This is a genomic window from Neorhizobium sp. BT27B (assembly GCF_050455485.1).
Classification (GTDB): Bacteria; Pseudomonadota; Alphaproteobacteria; order Rhizobiales; family Rhizobiaceae; genus Neorhizobium.
Genome location: NZ_JBCIYT010000006.1, coordinates 240,222 through 265,712, shown reverse-complemented (window position 1 = coordinate 265,712; position 25,491 = coordinate 240,222). Strand labels below are relative to the sequence as shown.

Below are 25,491 nucleotides of genomic sequence, written 5' to 3'. Positions count from 1 at the left end.
GAACCACGGAGGAGACCCGCATGCCAAAACCAAATCCGCGTCACCCCAATTTCCCCATTCCCGGCGGCCCGGAACTCCGGGCAAAGGGCTGGCGGCAGGAAGCGCTATTGCGGCTTCTGGAAAATGTGCTCTCGGTAGGCGAAGACCCGGACAATCTCGTGGTCTATGCCGCACTCGGCAAGGCGGCGCGCAACTGGGCTTCTCACAAGGCGATCATCGAAACGCTCAAGACGATGGACGAGGACCAGACGCTGCTGATCCAGTCCGGCAAGCCGGTGGGGCTGATGAAGACCCATGCGAAGGCGCCGCTGGTCATCATGGCCAATTGCAACATCGTCGGCCAATGGGCGAAGGCCGAATATTTTTACGAACTGGAGCGTAAGGGGCTGATCTGCTGGGGCGGACTGACCGCCGGCGCCTGGCAATATATCGGCAGCCAGGGTGTCATTCAGGGCACCTACGAAATTTTCATGCGCATTGCCGAGAGACGCTTTGGCGGTGATCTGGCGGGCCGCTTCATTCTCACCGCAGGGCTCGGCGGCATGGGTGGTGCGCAGCCGCTGGCGGGTCGCATGGCGGGAGCAGCGATCCTGTGTATCGATATCGACCCGGAGCGCGCCACCAAACGCAAGGCGATCGGTTATCTGGACGAGATTGCCCCCGATCTCGATGCGGCGCTGGCGATGATCGACGCGGCGGTGAAGGAAAAGCGGGCATTGTCGGTCGGTCTCGTCGGCAATGCGGCGGCGCTTTACCCGGAGATTTATCGACGCGGCATCGTGCCGGATATTGTTACGGACCAGACGTCCGCACATGACCTCGTTTACGGCTATGTGCCGAAGGGCATGGATCTCGCCACTGTCAAAAGCCTGCGCAAGGATGGCCAGGGGCAACTGATGGCGGCAAGCCGTGCCTCGATCGTCGACCATGTGCAGGCCATGCTGGATTTCCAAAAGGCCGGCGCGGAAGTTTTTGACAACGGCAACCTGATCCGCACGCAGGCGCGCGAGGGCGGCGTGGCAAACGCCTTCGACATTCCGATCTTCACCGAAGCCTATCTGCGGCCATTGTTTGCCCGCGCCATCGGGCCGTTCCGCTGGATGGCGCTGTCGGGAGAGGCAAGCGATATTTCCCGCATTGACGACCTGCTGATAGAGATGTTTCCCGACAATAAAATCATCACCAACTGGGTGCGGCTGGCCCGTGACAACATTCCGTTCGAGGGGCTTCCGGCCCGCATTGCATGGCTCGGACATGGTGAGCGCACGGCCCTCGCACGCAAGGTCAATGAGCTGGTGGCGGCCGGCGAACTGGCCGGACCGATCGCCTTTTCCCGCGATCATCTCGATGCCGGCGCCATGGCGCATCCCAATATCATGACGGAACGCATGAAGGACGGATCGGACGCCATTGCCGACTGGCCGCTGCTCGACGCGATGATGTTGTGCGCGTCCATGGCCGATCTCGTCGTCGTGCATTCCGGCGGTGGCGGTTATGCGGGTTACATGACCAGTTGCGGCGTCACCGTGGTGGCCGACGGCACAGACGAGGCCGATGAGCGGCTGGACAATGCGCTCACCAATGACACGGCGCTCGGCGTCATCCGTTATGCCGATGCCGGGTATGAAGAGGCGCTGGACGAGGTGGAGACGAAGGGCGTGCCGCATATAAGGCTGAGCTGAGCGCCCTTTATATTCAGCGTTTCGCCAAAACCTTGGCGCTCATGCCGGCGATGATGGCCAGAACCAGCATGCCCGAGGTGAAGGCGACGACGGCTGGCCAGCCGGCAGCGGCAAAGAACATGCCGCCGATCGAACCGGCAACGCTGGAGCCGAGATAATAGGTGAGCAGGTAAAGCGCCGAGGCATGGCCCTTGGTGCCCCGCGCCAGCCGGCCGACCAGCGCGCTTGCCAGCGAATGGCTCATGAAGAAGCTGATCGTCAGCAGCACGATACCGAGGACGATCAGCGGCAACGATGCGGACAAGGTAAGAGCGCAGCCGATTGCGCCGGAGAGCAGGCTGAATGGCAGCACGTTGAAGGCGCCGAACCGATCGCCCATGCGGCCCGCCGCCCAGGATGCCGCGATGCCGAACACGTAGACCGTAAAGATCAGGCTGAGTGTCGTCTGGCTGAGATTGTAAGGATCGGCGACAAGGCGGTAGCCGATATAATTATAGACCGTGACGAAGGCGCCCATGACCAGAAAGCTGATGGCGAACAGGAAGGGCAACGCCGGATTGCGGATATGGCCCAGCCAGGCCGACAGGTGGAATTTTGGGTTGAAACCGCCATGCGGCGTAAAATGCCGGGATGGCGGCAGCAGGCGCACGAAACCGATCGCAGCGGCAAGACCAAGCAGGCCGATGACCGCAAGCGCCGGACGCCAGGACATGAATTCGGTCAGCGTGCCGGTGACGACGCGGCCGGACATGCCGCCAAAAGCGTTGCCGGCGATATAAAGGCCCATCGACGCGCCAAGTCCCTTCGGATCGACCTCTTCCGCCAGATAGGCCATGGCGACAGCCGGCACACCGCCGAGCAGAAAACCCTGCAGCGCCCGGAGGATCAGCAACATGTGCCAGTCAGGCACCAGCGCGCAGGCAATGGTGCAGAGCGCCGAGCCGAGCAGTGATGCGAACATCAGACTGCGGCGCCCGAAACGTTCCGAAATCGCGGCGGCGCAGAAGATGGAAAAGGCGAGAAAACCGGTGGCGAGAGACAGCGACAGCGAGCTTTGCGCCGGGGTGACGCCAAAGTCGTGCGAGAACAGCGGCATCAGCGGCTGCACGCAATAAAGCAGCGAAAACGTGGAAAAACCGGAGAGGAAAAGCGCGATGCTGGCACGGCGAAAGGCTGGCTGGCCCTTTTTCAGATAGTCCGTTTCGGATGGCGGTGCCGGTTGCGGCGTGACGAGAGGGAGGGGTTGATCGAGCGTATTTTCCGCTGCGCGAAACATTTTTCCATGCCTTGTTATGCCTCCCGCAGCTGGATTTACGCCTCACCTCGCTATTAGTCCAATATATGATACTGTCGATCTCGATAGCTTTTGGAGATACCGGAAAAGATGGAATTGCGGCACATCCGTTATTTTCTGGCCGTGGCGGAAGCCGGCAATTTTACCCGCGCCGCGCAGACGCTCGGCATCGGGCAACCACCGCTCAGCCAGCAGATCCGCGACCTTGAGAACGAGATCGGCGTACAGCTGTTTCACCGCGTGCCGCATGGGGCCGAGCTGACGGCGGCAGGCATTGCCTTTCGCGACGAGGCCAAGGGCGCGATTGCTGCAGCCGAGCGTGCGAAACTTGCCGCGAGGCGCGCAAGCCAGGGCGAGACGGGACGCCTCACGCTTGGCTTTACCGCATCAGGCGCCTTCAACCCGGCCGTCAGCGGCACGATCCGGCGGTTTCGGGCGCGCTGGCCGGATGTCGATCTGTCGCTGACCGAGATGAACAGCAACCTGCTGCTGGACCGGCTGATGCGCGGCGAACTGGATGCCGTGTTCATCCGTCCCGGACTGGAAGATCCGAAGAACGTGCGCATGCGGCGCCTGCCCGACGAACCAATGCTGATCGCCTTGCCGGCACGACACCGGCTGGCGGCGCATGCGCGGCTGCCGCTCTCCGCGCTTGCGGGCGAACCTTTTGTCGTGTTCCCGCGCACGGTGGGGCTGAGCCTCTACAATGATATCGTGGGCGCGTGCCGCGCGGCCGGTTTCGAGCTCAACGTGACGCAGGAAGCGCCGCAGATGACCGCCGTCGTCAATCTCGTGGCGGCAGACCTCGGTGTCTCCATCGTGCCCGCCTCGATGGCGCAGGTGCGGCTGGAGGGCGTCACCTACCGGCCGATAGAGGGTGAACCGCTTGTGGCGCGACTGGCGCTGGCAAGCCTGCGGGGCAAGCGCTCGCCGTTAACCGAAAATCTCGAAAGCCTGCTGCCACGGCCAAAAACCTACGACGACCATTGACGGCCAGCAAAACCTGCCGTCATCATTCCGCCCTGTTCTTCATTCTTTGTTAAAGGAATACATTCCTTTTATCGTTGCCTTCTGGAGGCTTCATGGCGCTTGGCGCTTCGCACCGCTTGACCGACGGCGTCGCTGCCGTCGAAACCATGACCCGTTTTGCGCTGGCCGTGCTGGCGCTGGCTTCCGGCGTCTACACCTATCTCGGGGCGCGCACGATCCTCGACGGTTCGCCGACGGCGGTGTTTTTCGCCGCCATCATCTATTCCTTCTCGGTCTCGGTCGGCATCTATGCCTTCTGGTCCTACATGATGCGGTTCTACCCGCATGTGACCAGCCGCAGCGGGCGCACTGGCCTTCTTGCCGTGATGGCCGCCGGCTGCGCAATGATCCTCGCCATGTCGAGCTGGCTGAATGCGGCAGCGCTTGCCGGCTCCGCCGCCGTCGAGCAGCATCTGGCGCAATCGGTCGAGGGTTACACCGCCGATCTCGATCGCACCTACCAGAACGCACTTGCCGCCCAGAGCCTGCTTCCGGATATCCAGCGCGCCTCCGAACGGTTTTCGCAGCTGGCCGCCGTCGAACGGCAGTCCGGCTCGCTGACCGGCACGACCGGATCGGGCAGCGTCGTGCAACTGCTGACCCAGATGTCGTCACAGATGAAATCGCTGGAAGGCAATATCAATGCCTCGCGCGAGCAGGTGACGGAACTGGTGGAACAGGGCCAGAAGCGGCTTGAGACGATGCGCACGCTGCTCTCCACCCCCGGCCCGATCGGTCCACGCGCCGACCAGTTTTCCACCGAAGCCGTGGCGCTGACCAATGTGATGGCGCAGCTTTCGCAGACCTCCGTTGCCCCCTCGATCCGCCGCGCTGCCGATGACCTGTCGCTCGGTTTCATTGCACCGGTGCCGGATGGCATGGCGCCCGATCTCGTCAACCGCCAGAACCAGGTGATGGAGACGGTGAAGGCATCGGTCACCGCGCAATCCAAGGCGCTGGCCAAGGCGGCGGACGAAATTCTGGTGCGCCCGCCGGTAGCCGAGCGTCGTTTCGTGCCGCTTTCTCCGGCCGAAGCCGTGCTGGAATATGCGTCCGACTTCATTCCCGCCTGGGCTGGCGCCATCTCGATCGACCTTCTGCCGGGCGTGATGGTGTTCATTCTGGCCGTCGTGCACGGCGCCATCCGCCGTCAGGAAGAAGGCATGCCGTTTGCCGAGCGGATCACCGTGGCCGAACTTCTGGAAACGCTGGCGCTGCAGAAGGCGATCTCGGAAAAGGCGGCACAGACGACCGTGGCCGGAGCACCGAGCGCCGAAGAGGTGGCCCTTGCCGCTGCCGAACCGCGGGCGCGCGAGGAACAGGTAGCGGACGAGCGTGAGGCCGAACCTTTCATGCGCGACGATCTTCACCACCGCACGGCGGAGAGCGACGACACCCACCAAGCCACCAATGTCGCCAGTTTCGATCCGGGCAAGAACCCGCGCAAGGGTCCCTGATGGTGAACCCCATCAGCCGATCTGTCGCCACCAATATCACGGCCGAACCAAAACCGCGCCGCAGCCTGAAACAGGTTCTGGTATCGATCGACGACGGCGCGATCATGCGCACGGCCTTCTACATGCTGCTGGGCGCGGCGGTGACCTTTCTGGCCGTCGATCTCTATGAGGTTGCCACAGTAAAAACCGATACGCGCCTGCCCGGCCATGATCCGCTGACGACCGACGCACCGGTTCTGCCGCCAGCGCTAACCGAAGGTGTGCCGCATGCACCGCCGGTGACACCGGCAAGCCCGGCCGAGGTGCTGCGCAAGCCGATTACCTTCAACCTAACCGGCGGCGGTGTGCTGTTGGCGGAAGGGGCGATCGATCCTGGTGCGGCCGAACGGTTCAAAACTGAGATCGAGGCACGCGGCGAATATGTGAAAGTGGTGGCGCTGAATTCCCCCGGTGGCTCGGTGGAAGATGCCATCGCCATGTCAAAGCTGATCCGCGAAAAGAAACTGGTCACACGCGTCAGGGAAAAGGCGCTTTGCGCCTCCTCCTGCCCAATCGTGTTTGCCGGCGGTGTGATGCGTATTGCGGAAAAGGATGCGGTGATCGGCGTGCATCAGGTTTTCAACGGCAGCCGCGAACGGCCATCGCCGGAGGAGGCGATGTCGGCGGCCCAATCGACCACCGCACGCATTGCCCGGCATCTCGAAGAGATGGGTGTTGGCGCCGGCGTGTGGCTGAAGGCATTGGAGACGCCGCCCGACCGGCTTTATTACCTGACGCCGAAGGAACTGGCGGACTTCAAGCTGACCACGCCGGGAGTGATGCCGGCAGCCGCTGCGGCACCCGCGAGGCGTCCCTGAGGTTCGATCGCCGCACCGTACAGTTCGTACGATTGCAACTTCTGCCCCAAAGGCTTAGCTTCCCGCCGAAATCATTACGGGCAGAGCCATGGACCTTTCGGGCAAGCGTATTCTTCTCATCATCAGCGGCGGCATTGCCGCCTATAAAAGCCTCGACCTGATCCGCCGCCTGCGCGAGCGCGGTGCCGAGGTGCGGCCGGTGATGACAAAGGCGGCGCAGGAATTCGTGACACCGCTGGCCGTCGGCGCGCTGTCGTCCGGGCATGTCTATACCGAGCTGTTTTCGCGCGAGGACGAACAGGATGTCGGCCATATCAGGCTGGCACGGGATTGCGACCTCGTTCTGGTGGCGCCGGCCACGGCCAATCTGATGGCAAAGATGGCGCATGGTCTGGCCGATGATCTCGCCAGCGCCGTGCTGCTCGCTACCGACCGGCCTGTTCTGCTGGCGCCGGCGATGAACCCAAAAATGTGGCAGGCAAAGGCGACACGACGCAATGTCGAAACGCTGAAGGTAGACGGCATTTCCTTCATCGGCCCGATGGCCGGCGAGATGGCGGAAAGCAACGAGGCGGGTGTTGGTCGCATGGCCGAGCCGCTGCAGATCGTCGATGCGGTGGTCGGCCGGCTGGACGATGGGCCAAAGCCGCTGAAGGGTCGCAAGGCGATCGTCACGTCGGGACCGACACATGAACCGATCGACCCGGTGCGCTACATTGCCAACCGCTCCTCCGGCAACCAGGGTCATGCGATTGCCGCCGCCCTGGCAAGGCTCGGCGCCGAGGTGACACTGGTGTCCGGCCCGGTGACGGTTGCCGATCCGGCCGGTGTGACGACCGTGCATGTGGAGACGGCAGCCGAGATGCTGGCCACCGTGGAGGCACAATTGCCGGCCGATATTGCCGTGATGGTGGCGGCGGTGGCGGACTGGCGCGTCGCGGCATCTGCCGACCAGAAGATCAAGAAACAGCCGGGCAAGGCCCCTGCCCCGCTGATGCTGACGGAAAATCCGGATATTCTGAAAACCGTCGGCCATAATGCCCGACGACCGGCGCTGGTGGTGGGGTTTGCCGCCGAGACACAAAATGTCGAGACCAATGGCCGCGCCAAGCTGGAACGCAAGGGCGCCGACATGATCGTTGCCAACGACGTTTCACCCGAAACCGGCGTGATGGGCGGCAATCGCAATCAGGTCAGGATCATTTCCGCCAACGGCATCGATACGTGGCCGGACCTTTCCAAGGACGCGGTGGCGGAGCGGCTGGCGGCGCTGATTGCCGAACGTCTTACGTCGATCTGATGCAGGAGGTGCGCGCATGAGCCTGTTCACGCAAAAGGGGTTTGATGGCTTTGTGAAAAAGCTGGCCGGCACAAATTTCGTGGACCAGTGGGACAGCCATGTCGCCAAGGTGGGCGACAAGGCGTTTGCGCTTTTAGGCGACGATGAGGCGCGTATCGTCGTCAAATGTTCGGAAGAGAGTTTTGAAATCCTGACCGCGCTCGAAGGCATTGGTCAGGCACCCTATTTTGCCAAGCGCAAATGGGTGGAGATCGGATCAAGCGCGCCGCTATCCGAAGACGAGGTCGCGCATTACATGACCCGATCCTACGAGCTGGTGGCCGCCGGGCTGACGAAAAAGCTCAGGGCGGAACTGGGCATCATCCTGTCTGGCAAATAATCAGGCAGCGACCGACAGAAGTTTCGGCTCAAAAATTTCACGTCTCATGCCATCGTCGCACAGCGTGATGGCGCTGCCATCCGGGATTTCCATCCAGGCATCGACATCATCGTTGAGCGGCTCGGAGACGAGGCAATAACCCGATGTCTTTCCGCATTTTCCACCCATCGGTGCGGCGTAGAGCGTCGGCGGCTTGTGGTCCGTCGCATAACGCACGGCATACAGCTGCTGGCCATCGGAAAAGGCGGCGGTGAAGCGCACCAGTGCCTCGTTGCCATGGCGCATGGAAATATCCTCGACCGTGGCGATGGCTTCCGCCATGGCGCCGAACGGATCGTTTTCCAGACCAAAATGCAGTGCCAGCAAGAACAGAAGTTCGGAATCGGTCGTGCCGGTGCGGGCATCGAACAGCGTGTCCGGCAGCAGCGCTTCCATGCGGCGGCGGATGCGCTCGAAACCGGAAATCTGGCCATTGTGCATGAAGGACCAGCGGCCATGCACGAAGGGATGACAGTTGTCGCGACGCGTACCGCCATTGGTGGCGGCGCGCACATGCGCAAGAAAGAGCGGCGAACGGATCTGGCGCGCGAGGCTACGCAGATTGCAGTCCGACCATGCCGGCAGAATGTCACGATAACGGCCGGGTTCGGGGTGATCGCCATACCAGGCAATTCCAAAACCATCGCCATTGGTGGCGGTCTTGGCGCGGTTGGCGCAATGCGACTGTTCGATCAGCGAATGTGCAGGCGAGGATACCAGATCCTCGAGATAAAGAGGGTTACCACGGTAGGCTGCCCAACGGCACATGGGGTTCACTGCTCCGATCGAGACCGCGAGTGGGTCGCGGCATATGACTGCAAGGGTCGACGCATTTGGATAATGAAAGATTAACCTAGCAGCATTCGTGACGGAATTACGACGGCGAAAGCTTCACGTTTTGCAACGCACCTAAACACTGTGGCGTTTTCGCAACGATGGGACGACAGCGTACAGATTGCCGCATATGCGGCCATTTCCGGGCAAGCGGGGTTGCCGGTTCGCTCACCCGGCCTAAGTATAACCCTATGTCTCAACAAGAAAAGTCTCGTGAAGCCACTCATGCTGGCGGTTTTTCACCGTCCGCAGCAGCCGTTTTCGACCTTCTCGGCGATCTCGACCGTTTTGCCCTTTTCCTCGATATCGATGGCACACTGATCGATCTCGCCGCGACGCCCGATGGCATCGTGGTGCCGCCGGAATTGCCGACGGATATCGCTGCGGTGTCACAGAAACTCGGTGGCGCATTGGCCCTGGTAACAGGCCGCGCGCTTGCCTATGCCGACAGACTGTTCGAGCCACAGCGTTTCCCGATTGCCGGCCTGCACGGCGCCGAACGCCGAATGGCCGATGGCACGGTGGACCGTGTAACGGTGACGCCGGAATTCGAGGCCCTGAAGGCGCAGATTGCCGCAGAGGCTTCCCGGTGGCACGGTGTGCTGATCGAGGACAAGGGCGCTGCCGTCGGCGCTCATTACCGCCAGGCGCCGGAGCGTCAAGCCGATCTGGAAAACCTGATGCAGGCGGCAGCGACAAAAGCCGGCGGTGAATTTGCGCTGCAGCGTGGCAAGATGGTGATCGAGCTGCGCCCTGCCCGCGCCAGCAAGGGCGAAGCTATCAAGCGCTTTCTGGACGAGCCGCCTTTTACAGGACGCCTGCCCATCACCATCGGCGACGATCTGACTGACGAAGCGATGTTCAAGGCAGCCAACCAACTCGGCGGCCATTCGATCCGCATCGGCGATGCGACACTGCCCGATGGCAGCGCGACGGCAGCGACCATGCTTCTGTCATCCGCGCAGGAACTTCGCGACATTCTCAGCGGGCTGGCACGATAAGCGCCGGCCCTACCGATAATATTTGAAAGGAATTTGCATTGAGCCGCCTTGTGGTCGTTTCGAACCGTGTCACCATCCCGAAAAAGGCAGGCGATGCGCCAGCCGGCGGGCTTGCTGTTGCCCTGCAGGCGGCACTGGAGGAACGCGGCGGCATCTGGATGGGCTGGTCGGGCAATTCCAGCGGCGAACGCGAGCCGGAAAAGCTCGACATCATCGAACGCGGCAACATCACCTATGCACTGACTGACCTCACCGATACCGATGTGGAGGAATATTACCACGGTTTTGCCAACCGGGTTCTCTGGCCGATCTGTCATTACCGGCTGGATCTGGCCGAATACGGCCGCAAGGAAATGGCCGGATATTTCCGCGTTAACCGCTTCTTCGCCCACAAGCTGGCGCCGCTTCTGAAAGAAGACGACATCATCTGGGTGCATGACTATCACCTGATCCCGCTTGCCGCCGAACTGCGGCAAATGGGCTTCAAGAACAAGATCGGCTTTTTCCTGCACATCCCGTGGCCGCCTGCAGACGTGCTGTTTGCCATGCCGGTGCATGAACAGATCATGCGCGGACTGTCGCAATACGATCTTGTCGGCTTCCATACTGACTACGACCTCGACAATTTTGGCGGCGGACTGGTGCGCGAAGGCATCGGTGAGCGGCTGGACGGTGGCAAGAAATTCTCCACCTATGGCCGCACCTTCAAGGGCGGCGCCTATCCGATCTCCATCGAAACCAAGGCCTTTGCCCAGTATGCGGTGAAGGCTGCGCGCAATGTGATGGTGAAAAAGGCGCATGACAGTATCGAGGGCCGCGATCTGATCATCGGCGTCGACCGGCTGGATTATTCCAAGGGCATCACCCAGCGTATCGACGCGTTCGAGCAGTTCGTAAAACTGAACCCGGCCTATCAGAACAAGGTCACCTACCTTCAGGTAACCCCGAAATCACGCTCGGAAGTGCCGGAATACGAACAGATGCAGCGCACGGTGGCGGAACAGGCCGGCCGCGTGAACGGCGCGCTCGGGCAGGTGGACTGGACACCGATCCGTTATGTCAACCGCTCGATCGCAAGGCCGCTGCTGGCCGGTCTCTACCGGCTGGCCAAGATCGGCCTCGTCACGCCGCTGCGCGACGGCATGAACCTCGTTGCCAAGGAATATGTGGCGGCACAGGACCCGGAAGATCCCGGCGTGCTGGTGCTTTCGCGGTTTGCTGGTGCTGCCCGCGAACTGACCGGCGCTCTGCTGGTGAACCCCTATGACATCGAAGGCACGGCACACGCCATTGCCCGTGGCCTGACCATGTCGCTGGAAGAGCGCAAGCAGCGCTGGGAAACGATGATGAACCATCTGCTGGAATATGACATCAATCGCTGGTGCGACGATTTCCTCAAGGATCTGACGGCCGATTGAGCGATGTTCGCCGCTTGACGGCCTTATCCTTCGCGGGTTGGCTGACCACCTGAAAACTGTCAGGAGAGAAAAGCCATGAAGATCAGTGCACGCAACCGTTTTAAGGGCAAGGTCGTCGAGGTGACGAAAGGTGCAACGACAGCGCATGTCCGCATCGACCTCGGCAATGGTCTGGTCGTCACTTCGTCCATCACCAATGAAGCCGTGGAGGAACTCGGCCTGACTGTCGGTTCCGACGCTTATGCTGTGATCAAAGCGTCGGACGTGATGGTCGCGATCGACTGACCGGGGCACGGGCTCTTCCAATCATGCCATGGCGGCATTAATGCTGCAGCATGTTCCAGCTAGAGCAATCCGTCACCTTCGAGCAGGTCATCAAGAACAGCCGTTTTGCGGCCATCGCCTTGTCCGTTGCCAGCGAAGAAGAGGCGAAATCCGCCATAACCGAGCACGGGTTTGCAGATGCCAACCACAATTGCTGGGCATGGCGGATCGGCGCGACCTATCGGTTTTCCGATGATGGCGAGCCGAGCGGCACGGCCGGAAAACCTATCCTTGCGGCGATCGACGGGCAGTCGCTGGATCAGGCTCTGGTGATCGTCACCCGCTGGTTCGGCGGCATTCTCTTGGGCAGCGGCGGACTGGTGCGCGCTTATGGCGGCACGGCGGCGGCGTGTTTGCGGGCGGCGACCATGGTGGAGGTGAAGCCGACCATTGCGGCCAGGGTCAGTTTTGAATTTTCCGATCTTGCCCGCATGAAGGCGCGGCTTCTGGCCGTCAACGAACTCGCCATAACCGAAGAGCAGTTCACCGCGACCGGCGCCGACCTTGTTCTGCGTGTGCCGGAGGCGGAGATCGAAACAGTTTCACGGCTGATCTCCGATCTCACCAGCGGCCGGGCCGAGCTGAAGCTCGCCTAGGCCTGAACGACATCACGCCACCTTGGCGACGTGATATTCCTTGATGGCGGCCATCTTGATGGCCGGGTAACGCTCCGATTCATAACGCAGCGAGAATGAATCCTGCGCCAGAAACACCGGATCGCCATCCAGATCGCGGGCGATATCGCCGCGTTTGACGGTGACGAACTTTTCCAATTCCACCTTGTCGTCACACGATACCCAGCGGCAGACGGAGAAGCGCGACATTTCGAACGAGACCGGCAGCGAATATTCGGCCGACAGGCGCTCCTTCAAGACATCGAGCTGCAGCGCGCCGACAACGCCGACGATGGCGGGCGAGCCATCTTCCGGCGAAAACAGCTGCACGACACCCTCTTCGGCCATCTGCTGCAGCGCTTCCTTGAGTTTCTTCGCCTTCATCGCATCTTCGAGACGCACGCGGCGCAAAATTTCCGGCGAGAAGTTCGGAACGCCCTGAAACACCAGCGCTTCGCCTTCGGTCAGCGTGTCACCGATGCGCAAGGTCCCGTGGTTCGGGATGCCGACGACATCACCGGCAAAGGCCGTATCTGCGATATGACGCTGCGAGGCGAAGAAGAACTGCGGCGCAGTGAGGCCGAGCTGTTTGCCGGTGCGCGCCAGACGCGCCTTCATGCCACGCTCCAGCTTGCCGGAGCAGATGCGGGCAAAGGCGATGCGGTCGCGGTGGTTGGGGTCCATGTTCGCCTGAATCTTGAAGACGAAGGCGGTCATCTTTTCCTCGGCGGCATGCACCGTGCGAATATCGGCCACCTGATCGCGCGGCGGAGGCGCAAAGTCGGCGAGCGCATTGATTAGGTCGCGCACACCGAAATTGCGCAAAGCCGAGCCAAAAAACACCGGTGTCATATGGCCTTCGAGAAAGGCCTGCCTGTCGAAAGGACGGCAAGCTTCCCTTGCCAGTTCCACTTCATCCACGAAAGCGGCGCGTTCGTTTTCCGGCAGACGGTCGGCCACGGCCTGCGGGCCGTTGACGGCCACAGCCTCTTCGCTATCCGGACCGCGCACCTTGTTTGTCGCCAGCTGATAAGACCCGCAAAAACTTTTGGAACGGCCGATCGGCCAGGTGATCGGAGCGGTGTCGAGCGCCAGCTTTTCCTCGACTTCATCGAGAATTTCGAAAATGTCGCGGCTTTCGCGGTCCATCTTGTTGATGAAGGTGATGATCGGAATGTCGCGCATACGGCAGACTTCGAACAGCTTTAGCGTCCGCGGCTCGATACCTTTGGCGGCATCGATGACCATGATCGCCGCATCCACCGCCGTCAGCGTGCGATAAGTATCGTCGGCAAAGTCTTCGTGACCGGGCGTATCGAGGATGTTGAAGACCTTGTCGGCATATTCGAAGGTCATCACCGAGGTGACGACCGAGATGCCGCGTTCGCGCTCGATCTTCATCCAGTCGGAGCGCGTCTGGATGCGATCCTTCTTGGCCTTGACCTCACCGGCAAGCTGAATGGCACCGCCGAACAGCAGCAGCTTTTCGGTGAGCGTGGTCTTGCCGGCGTCCGGGTGGGCGATGATCGCAAAAGTGCGGCGGCGGGAAACCGCCTCTGCCAGTGTTTCGGCCATTTTTTGGAATCCTGTGAATTGCCGCGGGTTCTAGCGGCTAAAGCATCTCATTGCAATTGACCTGCGGGTCGGCACGGCAAAGTAATGCCTTATGAACGTTCACGCCCCCTCCTCGCCCAAACTCAACCTTATCCGCCTGCCGAACGGCGACGGACTGGACCTGCCTTCCTATGAAACAGCCGGTGCTGCCGGCATGGACCTGCGCGCCGCCGTGGCCGATGGCGATGCCATGACGCTCGCGCCCGGCAAACGCACGCTTGTGCCAACCGGCTTCATTTTCGAAATCCCGCAGGGTTTCGAGGCCCAGATCCGCCCGCGTTCAGGCCTTGCCTTCAAGAACGGCATCACCTGCCTCAACACACCCGGCACGATCGACAGCGATTACCGCGGTGAAGTGAAGGTGCTGCTGGTGAACCTCGGCGAAGAGGACTTTGTCATCACCCGCGGCATGCGCATCGCCCAGATGGTGGTGGCGCCGGTGACGCAGGTGCGTATCGCCGAGATTTCCGAAACATCCGAGACGGGACGCGGCGCTGGCGGGTTTGGCTCGACCGGCGTCTAAGCCGAGCAACAAGGAAACGGACGCTTTGCAGCCCAAAGGCCTGACATTCCGGCAGGGCGATCTCAGCCATCCTCCCTCCTGGGCGGCCATCTCAAAGCTGCTTGCCGACATTTTCGATTTCGATGTTACGGCGCTGGACCGCATGGGCGGCCCGGACCCCAGCAGCATGGCATTCAGCTGGTTCGGCAAGGATAGCTGGCTTGCAGCAAATCTGACCGCTTTTGCTCTGCCAATGGCAATCGATGGCCGGGCGGTACGTGCAGCGGGACTGCAATCCGGGGCGGTGCGGCCGGAGTTTCGTGGGCTCGGACTGTTTCGCGATTTGATAGAAAAAGCTTTGACATGGTACGATGATCAAGGCTTCGAAGCCGTCCTGCTCTATACCGACAAGCCAGGGCTTTATGAGAAGCACGGATTTGTGGTGTTGCCGCAAAGTCGTTTTCTGGCCGAAACCTGCGTGGCCGGCAGCGCCATTCCACCGCCGCGGCGGATGGATTTCGGCGACCCCGACGATCTTGCGCTGATCAAAAAAATGCTGGCGAGGCGAAAACCGGTTTCCGACCGATTTGCGGTAGCAAGGCAAAGCGAGATGTTCCTGCTCAACACCTGGCTTTCAGACGACGTGCGCCTCGACTACCTTCAAACGCTGGATGCCATCATTGCCTGGCGGCAGGGTGAAGGCGACATGGTCGAGCTTCTCGATATCGTTGCAACAACGATACCGACGCTTGGCGACATCCAGGCCGGGCTCAACCTCACAACGGGCCGTATCGCCGTCGATTTCGTGCCAGACCTGCTTGCCTGCAATGCTACGGCGGCAATGGATGACGACCCTCTGGTGCTGATGATGCGCGGACCGGCGCATCTGCGACCCGCAGGGCCGATCCGGCTGCCGGAACTGGCACATTTCTGACTTTCAGAAACGGATTTCGGATGCCGCACGCACTGTGACGGCATGGTCACCCGCATCGAAATCGTCCAGCACCATATTGTGGTGGGCAATGACATCCTCGAAGCACAGGCGGCCCATATCCGCCGTCATGTGGCCATCGGCCAACAGCGTCACGTCATAACCCATGGAGACGGCGCGGCGCACGGTGGTATCGACGCAGAACTGCGTCATGCAGCCGCCAACGACCAGCCTAGTGATGCCGCGCTCGCGCAGGCGCTCGTCGAGATCGGTTTCGAAAAAGCTGTCGCAGGCGCGTTTTCGAACGATCACATCACCGTCGCCGGCAGCAATTTCCGGCCGTAACTCCCAACCCTGTGATCCTTCCGCCAGCCTATGCTTTTCGCTGCCGTCATGCTGCACGAGAACGACCGGGATGTCGGCGACATGCGCCGCCTGCTTGAGTTTGCCAAGACGCGCGCAAAGCGCATCCAGTGCATCATCGATTGCCGGCTGGCGATCCGGCGTGCCGAGCCCTGACAGGATGGCGTTTTGAACATCGATAATCACGAGGGCTGTGGTCACTGGCAACTCCGGTGGTCAAGCTGTTGTTTGTCAATGTGCTTTGCTGCGGCGAAAGGTTTAATCCAGAACAACGCAAAAACAGAGTTTTTTTCTCCGCCAACCCATGGCGACCGACAGACTGTTCTCGCATAGGCCTTCAAGAAATCCTATTTTGCCTTCATACGCCTGAACGGAGAAAACAATGTCCGACAAGAAGCCCGGCCGCGGCCGCATCTATTCCTCCATTACAGAGACGATCGGCGATACGCCGCTGGTGCGGCTCGACAAGCTGGCACGCGAAAAGGGCGTCAAAGCCAATATTCTGGGCAAGCTGGAATTTTTCAACCCGATCGCTTCCGTGAAGGACCGTATCGGCGTTGCCATGCTGGAAGCGGCCGAAGCCGCTGGCCGCATCGCGCCCGGCAAGACGACGCTGATCGAGCCGACATCGGGCAATACCGGCATTGCGCTCGCCTTTGCCGCCGCCGCCAAGGGTTACCGGCTGATCCTCACCATGCCGGAAACGATGTCGATCGAGCGCCGCAAGATGCTGGCGCTTCTGGGCGCCGAACTGGTGCTGACCGAAGGCGCCAAGGGCATGAAGGGCGCCATCGCCAAGGCCGAGGAGCTGGCGGCCTCCACGCCGGATGCCGTCATTCCCCAACAATTCGAAAACCCGGCCAACCCGGAAATCCACCGCAAGACGACGGCGGAAGAGATCTGGAACGACACCGAGGGCAAGGTCGACATCTTTGTTGCCGGCATCGGCACCGGCGGCACGATTACCGGCGTCGGCCAGGTGCTGAAGGCACGCAATCCGAACGTCAAGGTGATCGCTGTCGAGCCGAAGGAATCGCCGGTGCTTTCCGGCGGCGAACCCGGCCCGCACAAGATCCAGGGCATCGGCGCCGGTTTTGCCCCGAAAATTCTCGATACGGAAATCTATGACGAGATCATCACCGTTGCCAGCGCCGACGCTCTGGAAACCGCCCGCCATGTGGCGCGGCTGGAAGGCGTGCCAGTCGGCATTTCTTCCGGTGCCGCGCTGAAGGCAGCCATCGAGATAGGCAGCCGGCCGGAAAATGCCGGCAAAAACATCGTGGTGATCATCCCTTCCTTCGCAGAGCGTTATCTTTCCACCGCGCTGTTCGAAGGGCTTGGCGGCTAAGCTCGCCACACAAGAGACAAAGCGGGGCGCGGTGAAAATCGCGTCCCCATCGCTACCTTTCAGTCGTTGAGGCCTTTGGCCTCCAGAATGCGTGGCACGCATTTTTCGATCCTTGCCTCGCGCGTTTTCACCTGTTTGGGCGCTGCGAAATAAAGAAGGTAGGCGCGCTGCCGACCGGGCGTCAGTGCCTCGAAGGCGGATTTCAGTGCGGCTTCCGCGTTCAGCCTGTCCTGAAACTCTTGCGGAACCGGAAATTCCTCGGTCTTGCGGTATTCGACCTTCAGCCCGGCTTTTTCGATCGCAACCGCATCCAGAACATAAGCAGCCAGAACGTCCTTCATCCGCTCGATCTCGGCCGCATCGGTGAACCGTATCTGTCGCGCACCCTGCACGTTTTCCGTCTGGCGAATGAGGATGCCATCCGGGTCCTTCATCAAGGCCCCCTTGAAGAACAGCAGGGCACAATATTCCTTGAAACCGTGGATGATGATCGCATTGGCATTATCGACCGTGTAGCAGGGTTCTCCCCATTTCAGCTCCTCCGTCAGCCCGCAGGCCAGCACGATCGCACGCAGTGCCTGCGATTCCGCCCGCCAGTTCTTTTGCCGGTCGAAATAGGCGTCCACTTTCGGGTTTGTCTTCGCATCATCCATCGCGACCTCCCATGGCGATCCGTGCCGTGCCGTCTCTCATCCCAGGACGGTCAAGCATATCCGCCTCTTCGAAAGAGAGGAATACGGATGTTCAGGCAGGCGCCATCGCCGTTCTCTCCCCGGCCATCCGGTAGGAAATAGCCTCGGCCAGATGGATACGGCCGACCATATCCTTGTCATCCAGATCGGCCAGGGTGCGGGCAACCTTCAGCACCCGATGGTAACCGCGCGCGGAAAATCTCAGTTTCTCCGCCGCATCCCGCAGCAATTGCAGTCCGCTTGCATCCGGCGCGGCAAAGGCCTCGATCATCGACGTGGAGCAACGAGCATTGGTGGTGATGCCGCGCTGCCCGGCCGCCTCGAAACGCTCCTGCTGACGCGCACGGGCGCGGGCAACACGGCGAGCGACATCGGCACTGGTTTCAGAGGCAGCCGGGCGGATCAGATCAACCGCCGAGACGGCAGGCACCTCGATGCGGATATCGATCCGATCCATCAGCGGGCCGGAAATGCGCGCCTGATAGTCGGCCGCACAGCGTGGACCGCGAGCGCAGGTATGGCCGGGTTCGCCCGCCATGCCGCAGCGGCACGGGTTCATGGCGGCAACAAGCTGGATGCCGGCCGGATAGGAGACGCGGTGATTGGCCCGGGCGATCACACATTCGGCAGTTTCCAGCGGCTGGCGCAGCGCATCCAGAACCTGCGGCGAAAATTCGGGAAACTCGTCGAGAAAAAGCACGCCATGATGAGCAAGCGACGCCTCCCCCGGTTTGGCACGCAGGCCACCACCGACCAAAGCCGCCATGGTGGCGGAGTGATGCGGCGCACGATATGGCCGGCGATCCGACAGTTTGCCGCCGGACAACTGGCCGGCGATCGAATGGATCATCGATACTTCCAGCAGTTCCGGCGCCGTCAACGGTGGCAGGATGGACGGAAGACGCGCGGCCAGCATGGATTTTCCCGAACCGGGTGGCCCGATCATCAGCAAGTTATGGCCACCGGCCGCTGCCACTTCCAGTGCCCGTTTGGCGCTTTCCTGGCCCTTGATATCGGCGAGGTCCGGCAGGTCACCCACCGGCGCGCGGATGGCCGGCTGCGGCCGCGACAGAACCTGCGTACCGCGAAAATGGTTGGCGAGCGCGATCAGGCTGCGGGGCGCCAGAATATCGAGATCATTGCCGGCCCACGCGGCTTCGGTACCACTATCTGCCGGGCAGATTAGCCCCTTGCCCAGACCGCTGGCACCGATTGCAGCCGGCAAGGCTCCGGCAACAGGCGCCAGCGTGCCATCGAGATTGAGTTCTCCGAGGACGACATAACCGGCAAGCGCATCGGCGGGAATGGCGCCGAGCACCGCCATCAGCCCGAGCGCGATCGGCAGGTCGAAATGCGAGCCTTCCTTGGGCAGGTCGGCCGGCGCCAGATTGATGGTGATCTTCTTGGCCGGTAGAGCAAGGCCCGAAGCGTGCAATGCTGCCTGCACCCGCTCGCGGCTTTCGGCCACCGCCTTGTCCGGCAGGCCGACGATATGCATGTTTATCTTGCCCGGCCCGATCATGACCTGCACATCGACCGGAACGCCCTCTATGCCCTGGAATGCAACCGTACTGACACGCGCCACCATTGCCACCGCCCCCAACCTGCAGATGCGGGGCAAATACACGCCATGCGCCACCCCGGATTGCAATCAAGCACAGAAACGCACGCCAAACAAGAACGATTGCAGAACAAATTCGCGCATAACGTTCATTTCAGTTGAGGCCGGTTGCAATCGGAGAACAAAGGCTAAAAGGGACGGGAACGAACGAGCACGGCCCGCTGGTCAAGAGCGGGCCGTCCATCAGCTTTGGTGATGTGTTCAGGCGTTGCGCTTGGCTTCGATCGCGTCCCAGAGCAGGCTGGCGACATCGGCACCGCCGAATTTCTTGACTTCGCGAATGCCGGTCGGCGAGGTGACGTTGATCTCCGTCATGTAATCGCCGATGACGTCGATGCCGACGAACAGGAAACCGCGCTCGCGCAAGGCGGGGCCGATGCGGGCGCAGATTTCCCGTTCCCGCGCCGTCAGTTCGGTCGGTTCGGCGCGACCGCCGACATGCATGTTGGAACGGCTGTCGGTTTCGGCCGGCACGCGGTTGATGGCACCCACGGGCTCGCCATCGACCAGCAGGATGCGCTTGTCGCCTTTGCGCACCTCTTTCAGGTAGCCTTGGGCAATATAGGGCTCGCCGCGATAAAGCTGTCCGAACATTTCCAGAAGCGAGGTGAAGTTGCGGTCGTCGCGGGCCGAGTGGAACACGCCGGCGCCGCCATTGCCGTAAAGCGGCTTGAGGATGATATCGCCGAGTTCCTGACGGAAAGCGGCAATTTCAGCAGGATCGCGCGAGATCAGCGTCGGCGGCATCAGGTCCGCGAATTCGGTGACAAAGATCTTTTCCGGTGAGTTGCGCACCCAGGCCGGATCATTGACGACCAGCGTTTTGGGATGAATGCGCTCGAGAAGATGCGTCGAGGTGATGTAGCCCATGTCGAAGGGCGGATCCTGACGCAGGTGGACGACGTCGATGGTGGAGAGGTCGACACGTTCCTTTTCGCCAAGCGTATAGTGATCGCCTTTGACGTCGCGCAGTTCCATGGGCTCGAGACCGGCAAATATCCTGCCGTCACGCATGGTCAGCCGGTCGGGCGTGTAATGAAAGACCTGGTAGCCGCGGGTCTGCGCTTCCAACGCCATGGCAAAGGTTGAATCTCCGGCAATATTAATGCCGGAAACATGATCCATCTGGAACGCGACTGTCTTGATCTTCGCCATAAGCCACCCTTTGAAAATGCCCGCCTGATGTAGGACGGCGGGCGCTCAATGGCAACTGCTTCGGCAGGCTTATCGTTACTGCCTTTTCAGGCTGCGAGACCACCCTTGCGCTTGGGGCCGAACTTCGCCCAGGCGCGAAACGCATAAGACAGCGGCATGGGCAGCGGCTTGCGGATGAAGGCGATCTTCTTGACGTAGTTGTCGATATGCCAGGTGGCCCAGGTGCCGCCGCGGAAATAACCGACATCGCCGGCGCGCAGCGTGCGTTCGCTGCCGTCCTCTGCGGTCACATGTACTTCACCTTCAAGGATGACGACCGTTTCGTCCCAGCCGAAAAACCAGCGGAAGCTGCCGGCCGTGCAATCCCACACACCCGTGGAGGCGAACTTGTCGGCAGCCTCGGAGTGGGCGGCAAAACGCGCCTGCGGATCACCTGACAGAACCCAGGTCGGTTCGATAGGATGAGACTTCATCTCGGCAGCCGTGGAACAACCGCCGATAAATGGTGAAAGCTGGTTGGCAAAAGGCGTCTGAGCCCTGTTGCGAATGCCGACGGCCGCGATTGCAAGCCCGAGATAATGCAAGGCCATATCGATCCCCTTGTCCTAACCGCAGAGAACGATATCCAGAAAGGGTAATGCAACGGTTGCAACAATCGTTAAAATTGCAGCAACCGCGCGTTTTTTGTTTCGATTTAGCCGACCGGCACCGGGCTCGGCACATCGATTGCGGCTGCAGTGCGATCGGCAGTCGTGATCCGCTTGCCATCTTCGGCTGCAAAGAAATGCAGTCGTGCCGGATCGATGCCGATGCGCATGGTTGCAGGGATTTCGCTTTCGCCGGCAAGCGCGATGGTTATCGACTGATCACCGACGAGACCGTGCACGAGACGCTGCGAGCCCAGTTCCTCGACATAATCGACGGCGAACTGCATGCCTTCATCGCCCGAAACGACATGCAGGTCTTCGGCGCGCAGACCGACCGTGACGGGACCCGAGGTTGGCATGTAGCCATTTAACGAAAGGACCGCAGAGCCAATCGTCAGCTTGTCGCCCTGGCACTCGGCCTTCACCAGGTTCATGGCCGGCGAGCCGATGAAGCTGGCAACGAAGGTGGATGCCGGTGTGTGGTAGACTTCCAGCGGCGAGCCGACCTGTTCGATCTTGCCGCCATTGAGGACAACGAGGCGGTCGGCAAGCGTCATCGCTTCCAGCTGATCGTGGGTGACGTAGATCGAGGTCGTGCCAAGGCGACGCTGCAGGCGCTTGATCTCGCCGCGCATGGAAACACGCAGTTTGGCATCGAGGTTGGAAAGCGGCTCGTCGAACAGGAAGACCGAAGGCTTGCGCACGATGGCACGCCCCATGGCCACACGCTGGCGCTGGCCACCGGACAGTGCACGCGGCTTGCGATCGAGATACTGGGTGATTTCCAGCATGCGGGCGGCTTCAGCAACACGCGTATCGATCTCTGCCTTCGGCGTCTTGCGGTTTTTCAGACCGTATTCCAGGTTCTGGCGCACGGTCATATGCGGATAGAGCGCATAATTCTGGAACACCATGGCGATGTCGCGATCGGCCGGCTCGACCTGATTGACGACACGCGGGCCGATCTTGACGTTGCCCTCTGAGATGGTTTCGAGGCCGGCAAGCATGCGCAGAAGCGTGGACTTGCCGCAGCCGGATGGGCCAACCAGAACGATGAATTCGCCATCCTGGATGGTCAGATTGATGTCGGTGACGGCGCGTACATCGCCCGTATAAACCTTGCCGACGCTTTCGATATCGATCGAAGCCATGATCATTTCTCCGTTTCAACCAGGCCTTTGACGAAAAGGCGCTGCATGAAGATGATGACGAGAACCGGCGGCAGGCCCGCCAGGATGACGCCCGTCATCACGAGGTTCCATTGATTGTCGCCGTCGAGCACGTTGGCGAGACGCTTGATGCCCATGACGACGGTGTAATAGTGCGGCTCCGTGGTGATCAGCATCGGCCAGAGATACTGGTTCCATCCGTAGATGAACATGATGATGAAGAGAGCGGCGATATTGGTGCGCGACAGCGGAAGCAGGATGTCGCGGAAAAATTTCATCGGGCCGGCACCATCGACGCGGGCGGCTTCCATCAATTCTTCCGGCACAGTCAGAAAGAACTGGCGGAACAGGAAGGTTGCGGTGGCCGAGGCAATGACCGGAATGACGAGGCCGGAATAGGAATTCAGCATGCCCAGATCGGCGACCACCTTGTAGGTCGGCAGGATGCGTACCTCGATCGGCAGCATCAGCGTCATGAAGATCACCCAGAAGGCGACCGTTCTCAGCGGAAAGCGGAAATAGACGATGGCGAAGGCCGACAGGATGGAGATGGAAATCTTGCCGAAGGCGATCAGCAGCGCCATCCACAGGCTGTTGAGCAGCATCAGCGTAAACGGCGGCGCACCGGCCGTCGATTCACCGGAACCGAGCAGATAGCCGTAATTGGCGACCATCTGATCGCCCGGCAGCAGCGGCACGAGGCCGCTCATGAAGTCGGTCGGGCCATGCGTCGAGGCGATGAAGGCGAGATAGACCGGGAAGACCACGATCAGCACGCCGACGATCAGCACGAGATGGGTGAGGAAGGAAAGGAAGGGACGATTTTCGACCATCTGCGGCGCCTCAATACTGGACTTTGCGCTCGACCCAGCGGAACTGGACGACGGTGAGAAGGACCACGATCAGCATCAGGACGACGGATTGCGCGGCGGACGGGCCGAGGCTGAGACCGATGAAGCCATCGGCATAAACCTTGTAAACGAGAATGTTGGTGGACTGCGACGGGCCGCCGGTGGTGACGGCATCGATGATCGGCAGCGTATCGAACATCGCATAGGTGATGTTGATGACGGCCAGGAAGAAGGCGGTCGGCGACAAAAGCGGGAAAACCACCGTCCAGAAACGCTTGACCGGGCCGGCACCATCGATCGCGGCCGCTTCCGTCAAAGAATGCGGCACGGACTGCAGGCCGGCAACAAAGAACAGGAAATTGTAGGAAATCTGCTTCCAGGACGCGGCGATGATGATCAGGATCATGGCATCGCCCTCGTGCAGGCGATGGTTCCAGTCATAACCGACCATGTTCAGCACATAGGGAATGAGGCCGACGCTGGGGTTGAACATGAACCACCAGAGAAGACCGGAGGCAGCCGGCGCCAGCGCATAAGGCCAGACCAGCATGGTCGTGTAGAAACGGCCCGACTTGATGGCGCGATTGACGCAGACGGCAAACAGCAGCGACACGGTCATCGACACGGCGGTGACGCCGGCAGCGAACACGAAAGTGACGCTGAGCGAATTGAGGTAAGAAGCATCGCCGATCAGGCGCGTGTAATTCTGAAACCAGACGAATTTTTCGCTGAGGCCGAACGGATCTTCACGCATGAATGACTGTCGAACGGCCTGCAGGGCCGGCCAGACGAAGAAGATCAATGTGATGATGAGCTGCGGCGCGAGCAGCGCGTAGGGCAGCAGCCGAGCCTGGAAGACAGTGCGCTTTGTCTGCATGACGATCCCGATCAAGACAGGCCCGAAAACAGGCCCCAATAAAAGACCCTCCCCGCTGGCGGGGAGGGTTTCGTGACGTTGGACGAAGCTTAGTTCGAGTTTGCAGCTTCGAATTCGCGCAGGATGGCATTGCCCTGCTTGGCTGCTTCATCGAGAGCCTGCTGGCCGGTCTTCTTGCCGGACAGGACAGCTTCGAACTGCTGGTCGACCAGATCGCGGATCTGCGTCAGGTTGCCGAAACGAACACCCTTGGAGTTGTCGGACGGCGTGCCGCGCATGATCTGCTTGATGGCGATGTCGGAACCCGGGTTCTTGGCGTAGTAGCCCTGGGACTGGCCGAGTTCGTAAGCAGCGTTGGTGATCGGCAGGTAACCGGTGAACTGGTGCCAGTCGGCCTGGACTTCCGGCTTCGACAGGTAGGTAAAGAACTTGGCAACGCCCTTGTAGACGTTCTTGTCCTTCTGGCCGTTCAGCGTCCACAGGGTGGCGCCGCCGATGATCGAGTTCTTCGGCTCCTTGGTGACGGTATCGTCGTAAGGCATCGGCGCGAAGCCGACCTGGAAGCCCTTGGCGTTGTTGATGACGCCGGCGCGCGAAGCGGACGAACCCATATAGACGGCGCATTGCTGCGAATAGAACATCGGAGCCGATTCAGCCGCGCCGCCCGGACCACCGTACTTGAAGACCTTGTCGTCCTGAGCCTTCTTCAGGCCGTCCCAGAACTTGGCCTGGTTCGGGCCGTTGAAGGTGAATTCGGTCTTGGTGCCGCCAAAACCGTTCTGCAGGGTGCCGAAAGGCAGGTCCTGAATGGCAGAGTAGTTTTCGAGACCAACCCAGGTGGCAGCATAGCTCAGCGTGAAGCCGCAGGTGGCAGCGCCACTGTCGACGATCTTCTTGCCCATGGTGGCAAGTTCAGCCCAGGTCTTCGGCGCGACTTCCGGATCAAGGCCAGCCTTCTTGAAGACGTCCTTGTTGTAATACATGATCGGCGTCGACGAATTGAACGGCATCGACAGGATGTTGCCGCTGGCGTCCGAATAATAACCGGTAACCGGAGCGAGGAAGCCCTTGGTATCCCAAGGCTCACCGGCGTCCTTCATGACCTGATAGACCGGGTAGACGGCGCCCTTGGCGGCCATCATGGTGCCCGTACCGACTTCGAAGACCTGCACGATGGCAGGCTGCTGACCGGCGCGGAAAGCGGCGATGGCAGCCGTCAGGGTTTCCGGATAGGTACCCTTGAAGACCGGAACGACCTTGTATTCGCTCTGGCTTTCGTTGAACTTCTGAGCAACTTCCTCGAGCTTCTTGCCAAGCTCGCCACCCATGGCGTGCCACCAGGTGACTTCGGTCGCAGCCAACGACGTGGTTGCAGACAGCGCGACTGCGGCAGCAGTCAGAACAAGCTTCTTCATCATGGGAGTAGACCCCTCTCCGCCAGTTAATGGTGAGGGAGGGATAGTGCCCTTGTGTGACGGTAAAGCTACGAATTT

At 60.9% G+C, this 25,491-nt stretch carries 25 protein-coding genes; 13 read left to right on the top strand and 12 right to left on the bottom strand.

Annotated features, from left to right (window positions below):
• The first annotated feature begins 20 nt into the window (after positions 1-20).
• Complete coding sequence (locus AAIH70_RS18010; protein WP_132276404.1) at positions 21-1,682, top strand: urocanate hydratase; 1,662 nt, start codon at positions 21-23, stop codon at positions 1,680-1,682.
• Between the two features lie 13 nt (positions 1,683-1,695).
• Here AAIH70_RS18010 and AAIH70_RS18005 read toward each other — a convergent pair whose 3' ends face one another.
• Positions 1,696-2,958, bottom strand: coding sequence for an MFS transporter (locus tag AAIH70_RS18005; protein ID WP_132276402.1), 1,263 nt, complete (start codon positions 2,956-2,958; stop codon positions 1,696-1,698).
• Between the two features lie 108 nt (positions 2,959-3,066).
• On the opposite strand from AAIH70_RS18005, the gene AAIH70_RS18000 reads away from it, so the two are divergent.
• The 5 genes from AAIH70_RS18000 to AAIH70_RS17980 all read left to right on the top strand — a co-directional run bounded on the left by AAIH70_RS18000 (position 3,067) and on the right by AAIH70_RS17980 (position 7,998).
• The gene (locus AAIH70_RS18000) at positions 3,067-3,966 is read left to right on the top strand and encodes a LysR family transcriptional regulator (protein ID WP_132276400.1); all 900 of its coding nucleotides are present in this window, start codon (positions 3,067-3,069) and stop codon (positions 3,964-3,966) included.
• Positions 3,967-4,058: 92 nt separating this feature from the next.
• Positions 4,059-5,462, top strand: coding sequence for a hypothetical protein (locus AAIH70_RS17995; RefSeq protein WP_245519228.1), 1,404 nt, complete (start codon positions 4,059-4,061; stop codon positions 5,460-5,462).
• Between the two features lie 104 nt (positions 5,463-5,566).
• Positions 5,567-6,319 (top strand): hypothetical protein, encoded by a 753-nt coding sequence (locus AAIH70_RS17990; RefSeq protein WP_132276835.1) that lies wholly within the window; start codon positions 5,567-5,569, stop codon positions 6,317-6,319.
• A gap of 88 nt (positions 6,320-6,407) precedes the next feature.
• On the top strand, positions 6,408-7,619 hold the full coding sequence (gene coaBC, locus AAIH70_RS17985) for a bifunctional phosphopantothenoylcysteine decarboxylase/phosphopantothenate--cysteine ligase CoaBC (protein ID WP_132276398.1): 1,212 nt from the start codon (positions 6,408-6,410) through the stop codon (positions 7,617-7,619).
• Between the two features lie 16 nt (positions 7,620-7,635).
• Positions 7,636-7,998: an MmcQ/YjbR family DNA-binding protein gene (locus AAIH70_RS17980; RefSeq protein ID WP_132276396.1), complete on the top strand. Its 363-nt coding sequence runs from the start codon at positions 7,636-7,638 to the stop codon at positions 7,996-7,998.
• Here the strand turns inward: AAIH70_RS17980 and AAIH70_RS17975 are convergent, their stop codons facing one another.
• Complete coding sequence (locus AAIH70_RS17975) at positions 7,999-8,805, bottom strand: class II glutamine amidotransferase (RefSeq protein ID WP_132276394.1); 807 nt, start codon at positions 8,803-8,805, stop codon at positions 7,999-8,001.
• Between the two features lie 257 nt (positions 8,806-9,062).
• Between AAIH70_RS17975 and otsB the strand changes: the two genes are divergently transcribed.
• The 4 genes from otsB (at position 9,063) to AAIH70_RS17955 (ending at position 12,210) form a co-directional block, all read left to right on the top strand.
• On the top strand, positions 9,063-9,872 hold the full coding sequence (gene otsB, locus AAIH70_RS17970; protein WP_132276392.1) for a trehalose-phosphatase: 810 nt from the start codon (positions 9,063-9,065) through the stop codon (positions 9,870-9,872).
• 38 nt (positions 9,873-9,910) lie between these two features.
• The gene (otsA, locus tag AAIH70_RS17965) at positions 9,911-11,290 is read left to right on the top strand and encodes an alpha,alpha-trehalose-phosphate synthase (UDP-forming) (RefSeq protein ID WP_132276390.1); all 1,380 of its coding nucleotides are present in this window, start codon (positions 9,911-9,913) and stop codon (positions 11,288-11,290) included.
• 75 nt (positions 11,291-11,365) lie between these two features.
• On the top strand, positions 11,366-11,575 hold the full coding sequence (locus tag AAIH70_RS17960) for a TOBE domain-containing protein (RefSeq protein WP_132276388.1): 210 nt from the start codon (positions 11,366-11,368) through the stop codon (positions 11,573-11,575).
• A 50-nt stretch (positions 11,576-11,625) separates the two neighbouring features.
• Positions 11,626-12,210, top strand: coding sequence for an IMPACT family protein (locus tag AAIH70_RS17955; protein WP_132276386.1), 585 nt, complete (start codon positions 11,626-11,628; stop codon positions 12,208-12,210).
• A gap of 12 nt (positions 12,211-12,222) precedes the next feature.
• On the opposite strand, the gene AAIH70_RS17950 is transcribed toward AAIH70_RS17955, so the two are convergent.
• A complete protein-coding gene (locus AAIH70_RS17950; RefSeq protein ID WP_132276384.1) occupies positions 12,223-13,803 on the bottom strand; it encodes a peptide chain release factor 3 in 1,581 nt (526 codons plus the stop codon).
• Positions 13,804-13,894: 91 nt separating this feature from the next.
• On the opposite strand from AAIH70_RS17950, the gene dut reads away from it, so the two are divergent.
• Both dut and AAIH70_RS17940 read left to right on the top strand, forming a co-directional pair.
• Positions 13,895-14,365 carry a dUTP diphosphatase gene (dut, locus tag AAIH70_RS17945; RefSeq protein WP_132276382.1) on the top strand — a complete coding sequence of 157 codons (471 nt, stop codon included), beginning with the start codon at positions 13,895-13,897 and terminating at the stop codon, positions 14,363-14,365.
• Positions 14,366-14,390: 25 nt separating this feature from the next.
• On the top strand, positions 14,391-15,278 hold the full coding sequence (locus AAIH70_RS17940; protein WP_132276380.1) for a GNAT family N-acetyltransferase: 888 nt from the start codon (positions 14,391-14,393) through the stop codon (positions 15,276-15,278).
• Positions 15,279-15,281: 3 nt separating this feature from the next.
• Here AAIH70_RS17940 and AAIH70_RS17935 read toward each other — a convergent pair whose 3' ends face one another.
• Positions 15,282-15,839, bottom strand: coding sequence for a cysteine hydrolase family protein (locus AAIH70_RS17935; RefSeq protein WP_132276378.1), 558 nt, complete (start codon positions 15,837-15,839; stop codon positions 15,282-15,284).
• Between the two features lie 181 nt (positions 15,840-16,020).
• Between AAIH70_RS17935 and cysK the strand changes: the two genes are divergently transcribed.
• On the top strand, positions 16,021-16,986 hold the full coding sequence (gene cysK / locus AAIH70_RS17930; RefSeq protein WP_132276376.1) for a cysteine synthase A: 966 nt from the start codon (positions 16,021-16,023) through the stop codon (positions 16,984-16,986).
• Positions 16,987-17,045: 59 nt separating this feature from the next.
• Here the strand turns inward: cysK and AAIH70_RS17925 are convergent, their stop codons facing one another.
• The 8 genes from AAIH70_RS17925 to ugpB form a co-directional block, all read right to left on the bottom strand.
• A complete protein-coding gene (locus AAIH70_RS17925) occupies positions 17,046-17,639 on the bottom strand; it encodes a YdeI/OmpD-associated family protein (RefSeq protein ID WP_132276374.1) in 594 nt (197 codons plus the stop codon).
• A 91-nt stretch (positions 17,640-17,730) separates the two neighbouring features.
• The gene (locus tag AAIH70_RS17920; RefSeq protein ID WP_132276372.1) at positions 17,731-19,266 is read right to left on the bottom strand and encodes a YifB family Mg chelatase-like AAA ATPase; all 1,536 of its coding nucleotides are present in this window, start codon (positions 19,264-19,266) and stop codon (positions 17,731-17,733) included.
• 234 nt (positions 19,267-19,500) lie between these two features.
• A complete protein-coding gene (gene gshB, locus AAIH70_RS17915; RefSeq protein ID WP_132276370.1) occupies positions 19,501-20,454 on the bottom strand; it encodes a glutathione synthase in 954 nt (317 codons plus the stop codon).
• 86 nt (positions 20,455-20,540) lie between these two features.
• Positions 20,541-21,044 (bottom strand): cupin domain-containing protein, encoded by a 504-nt coding sequence (locus AAIH70_RS17910; protein WP_132276368.1) that lies wholly within the window; start codon positions 21,042-21,044, stop codon positions 20,541-20,543.
• Between the two features lie 104 nt (positions 21,045-21,148).
• On the bottom strand, positions 21,149-22,252 hold the full coding sequence (ugpC, locus tag AAIH70_RS17905; RefSeq protein ID WP_132276366.1) for a sn-glycerol-3-phosphate ABC transporter ATP-binding protein UgpC: 1,104 nt from the start codon (positions 22,250-22,252) through the stop codon (positions 21,149-21,151).
• A 2-nt stretch (positions 22,253-22,254) separates the two neighbouring features.
• Entirely contained in the window at positions 22,255-23,103 is an 849-nt protein-coding gene (gene ugpE / locus AAIH70_RS17900) for a sn-glycerol-3-phosphate ABC transporter permease UgpE (protein WP_132276364.1), read from the bottom strand.
• 10 nt (positions 23,104-23,113) lie between these two features.
• Entirely contained in the window at positions 23,114-23,998 is an 885-nt protein-coding gene (gene ugpA / locus AAIH70_RS17895; protein ID WP_132276362.1) for a sn-glycerol-3-phosphate ABC transporter permease UgpA, read from the bottom strand.
• 89 nt (positions 23,999-24,087) lie between these two features.
• The gene (gene ugpB / locus AAIH70_RS17890; protein ID WP_132276360.1) at positions 24,088-25,416 is read right to left on the bottom strand and encodes a sn-glycerol-3-phosphate ABC transporter substrate-binding protein UgpB; all 1,329 of its coding nucleotides are present in this window, start codon (positions 25,414-25,416) and stop codon (positions 24,088-24,090) included.
• Positions 25,417-25,491: the final 75 nt, after the last annotated feature.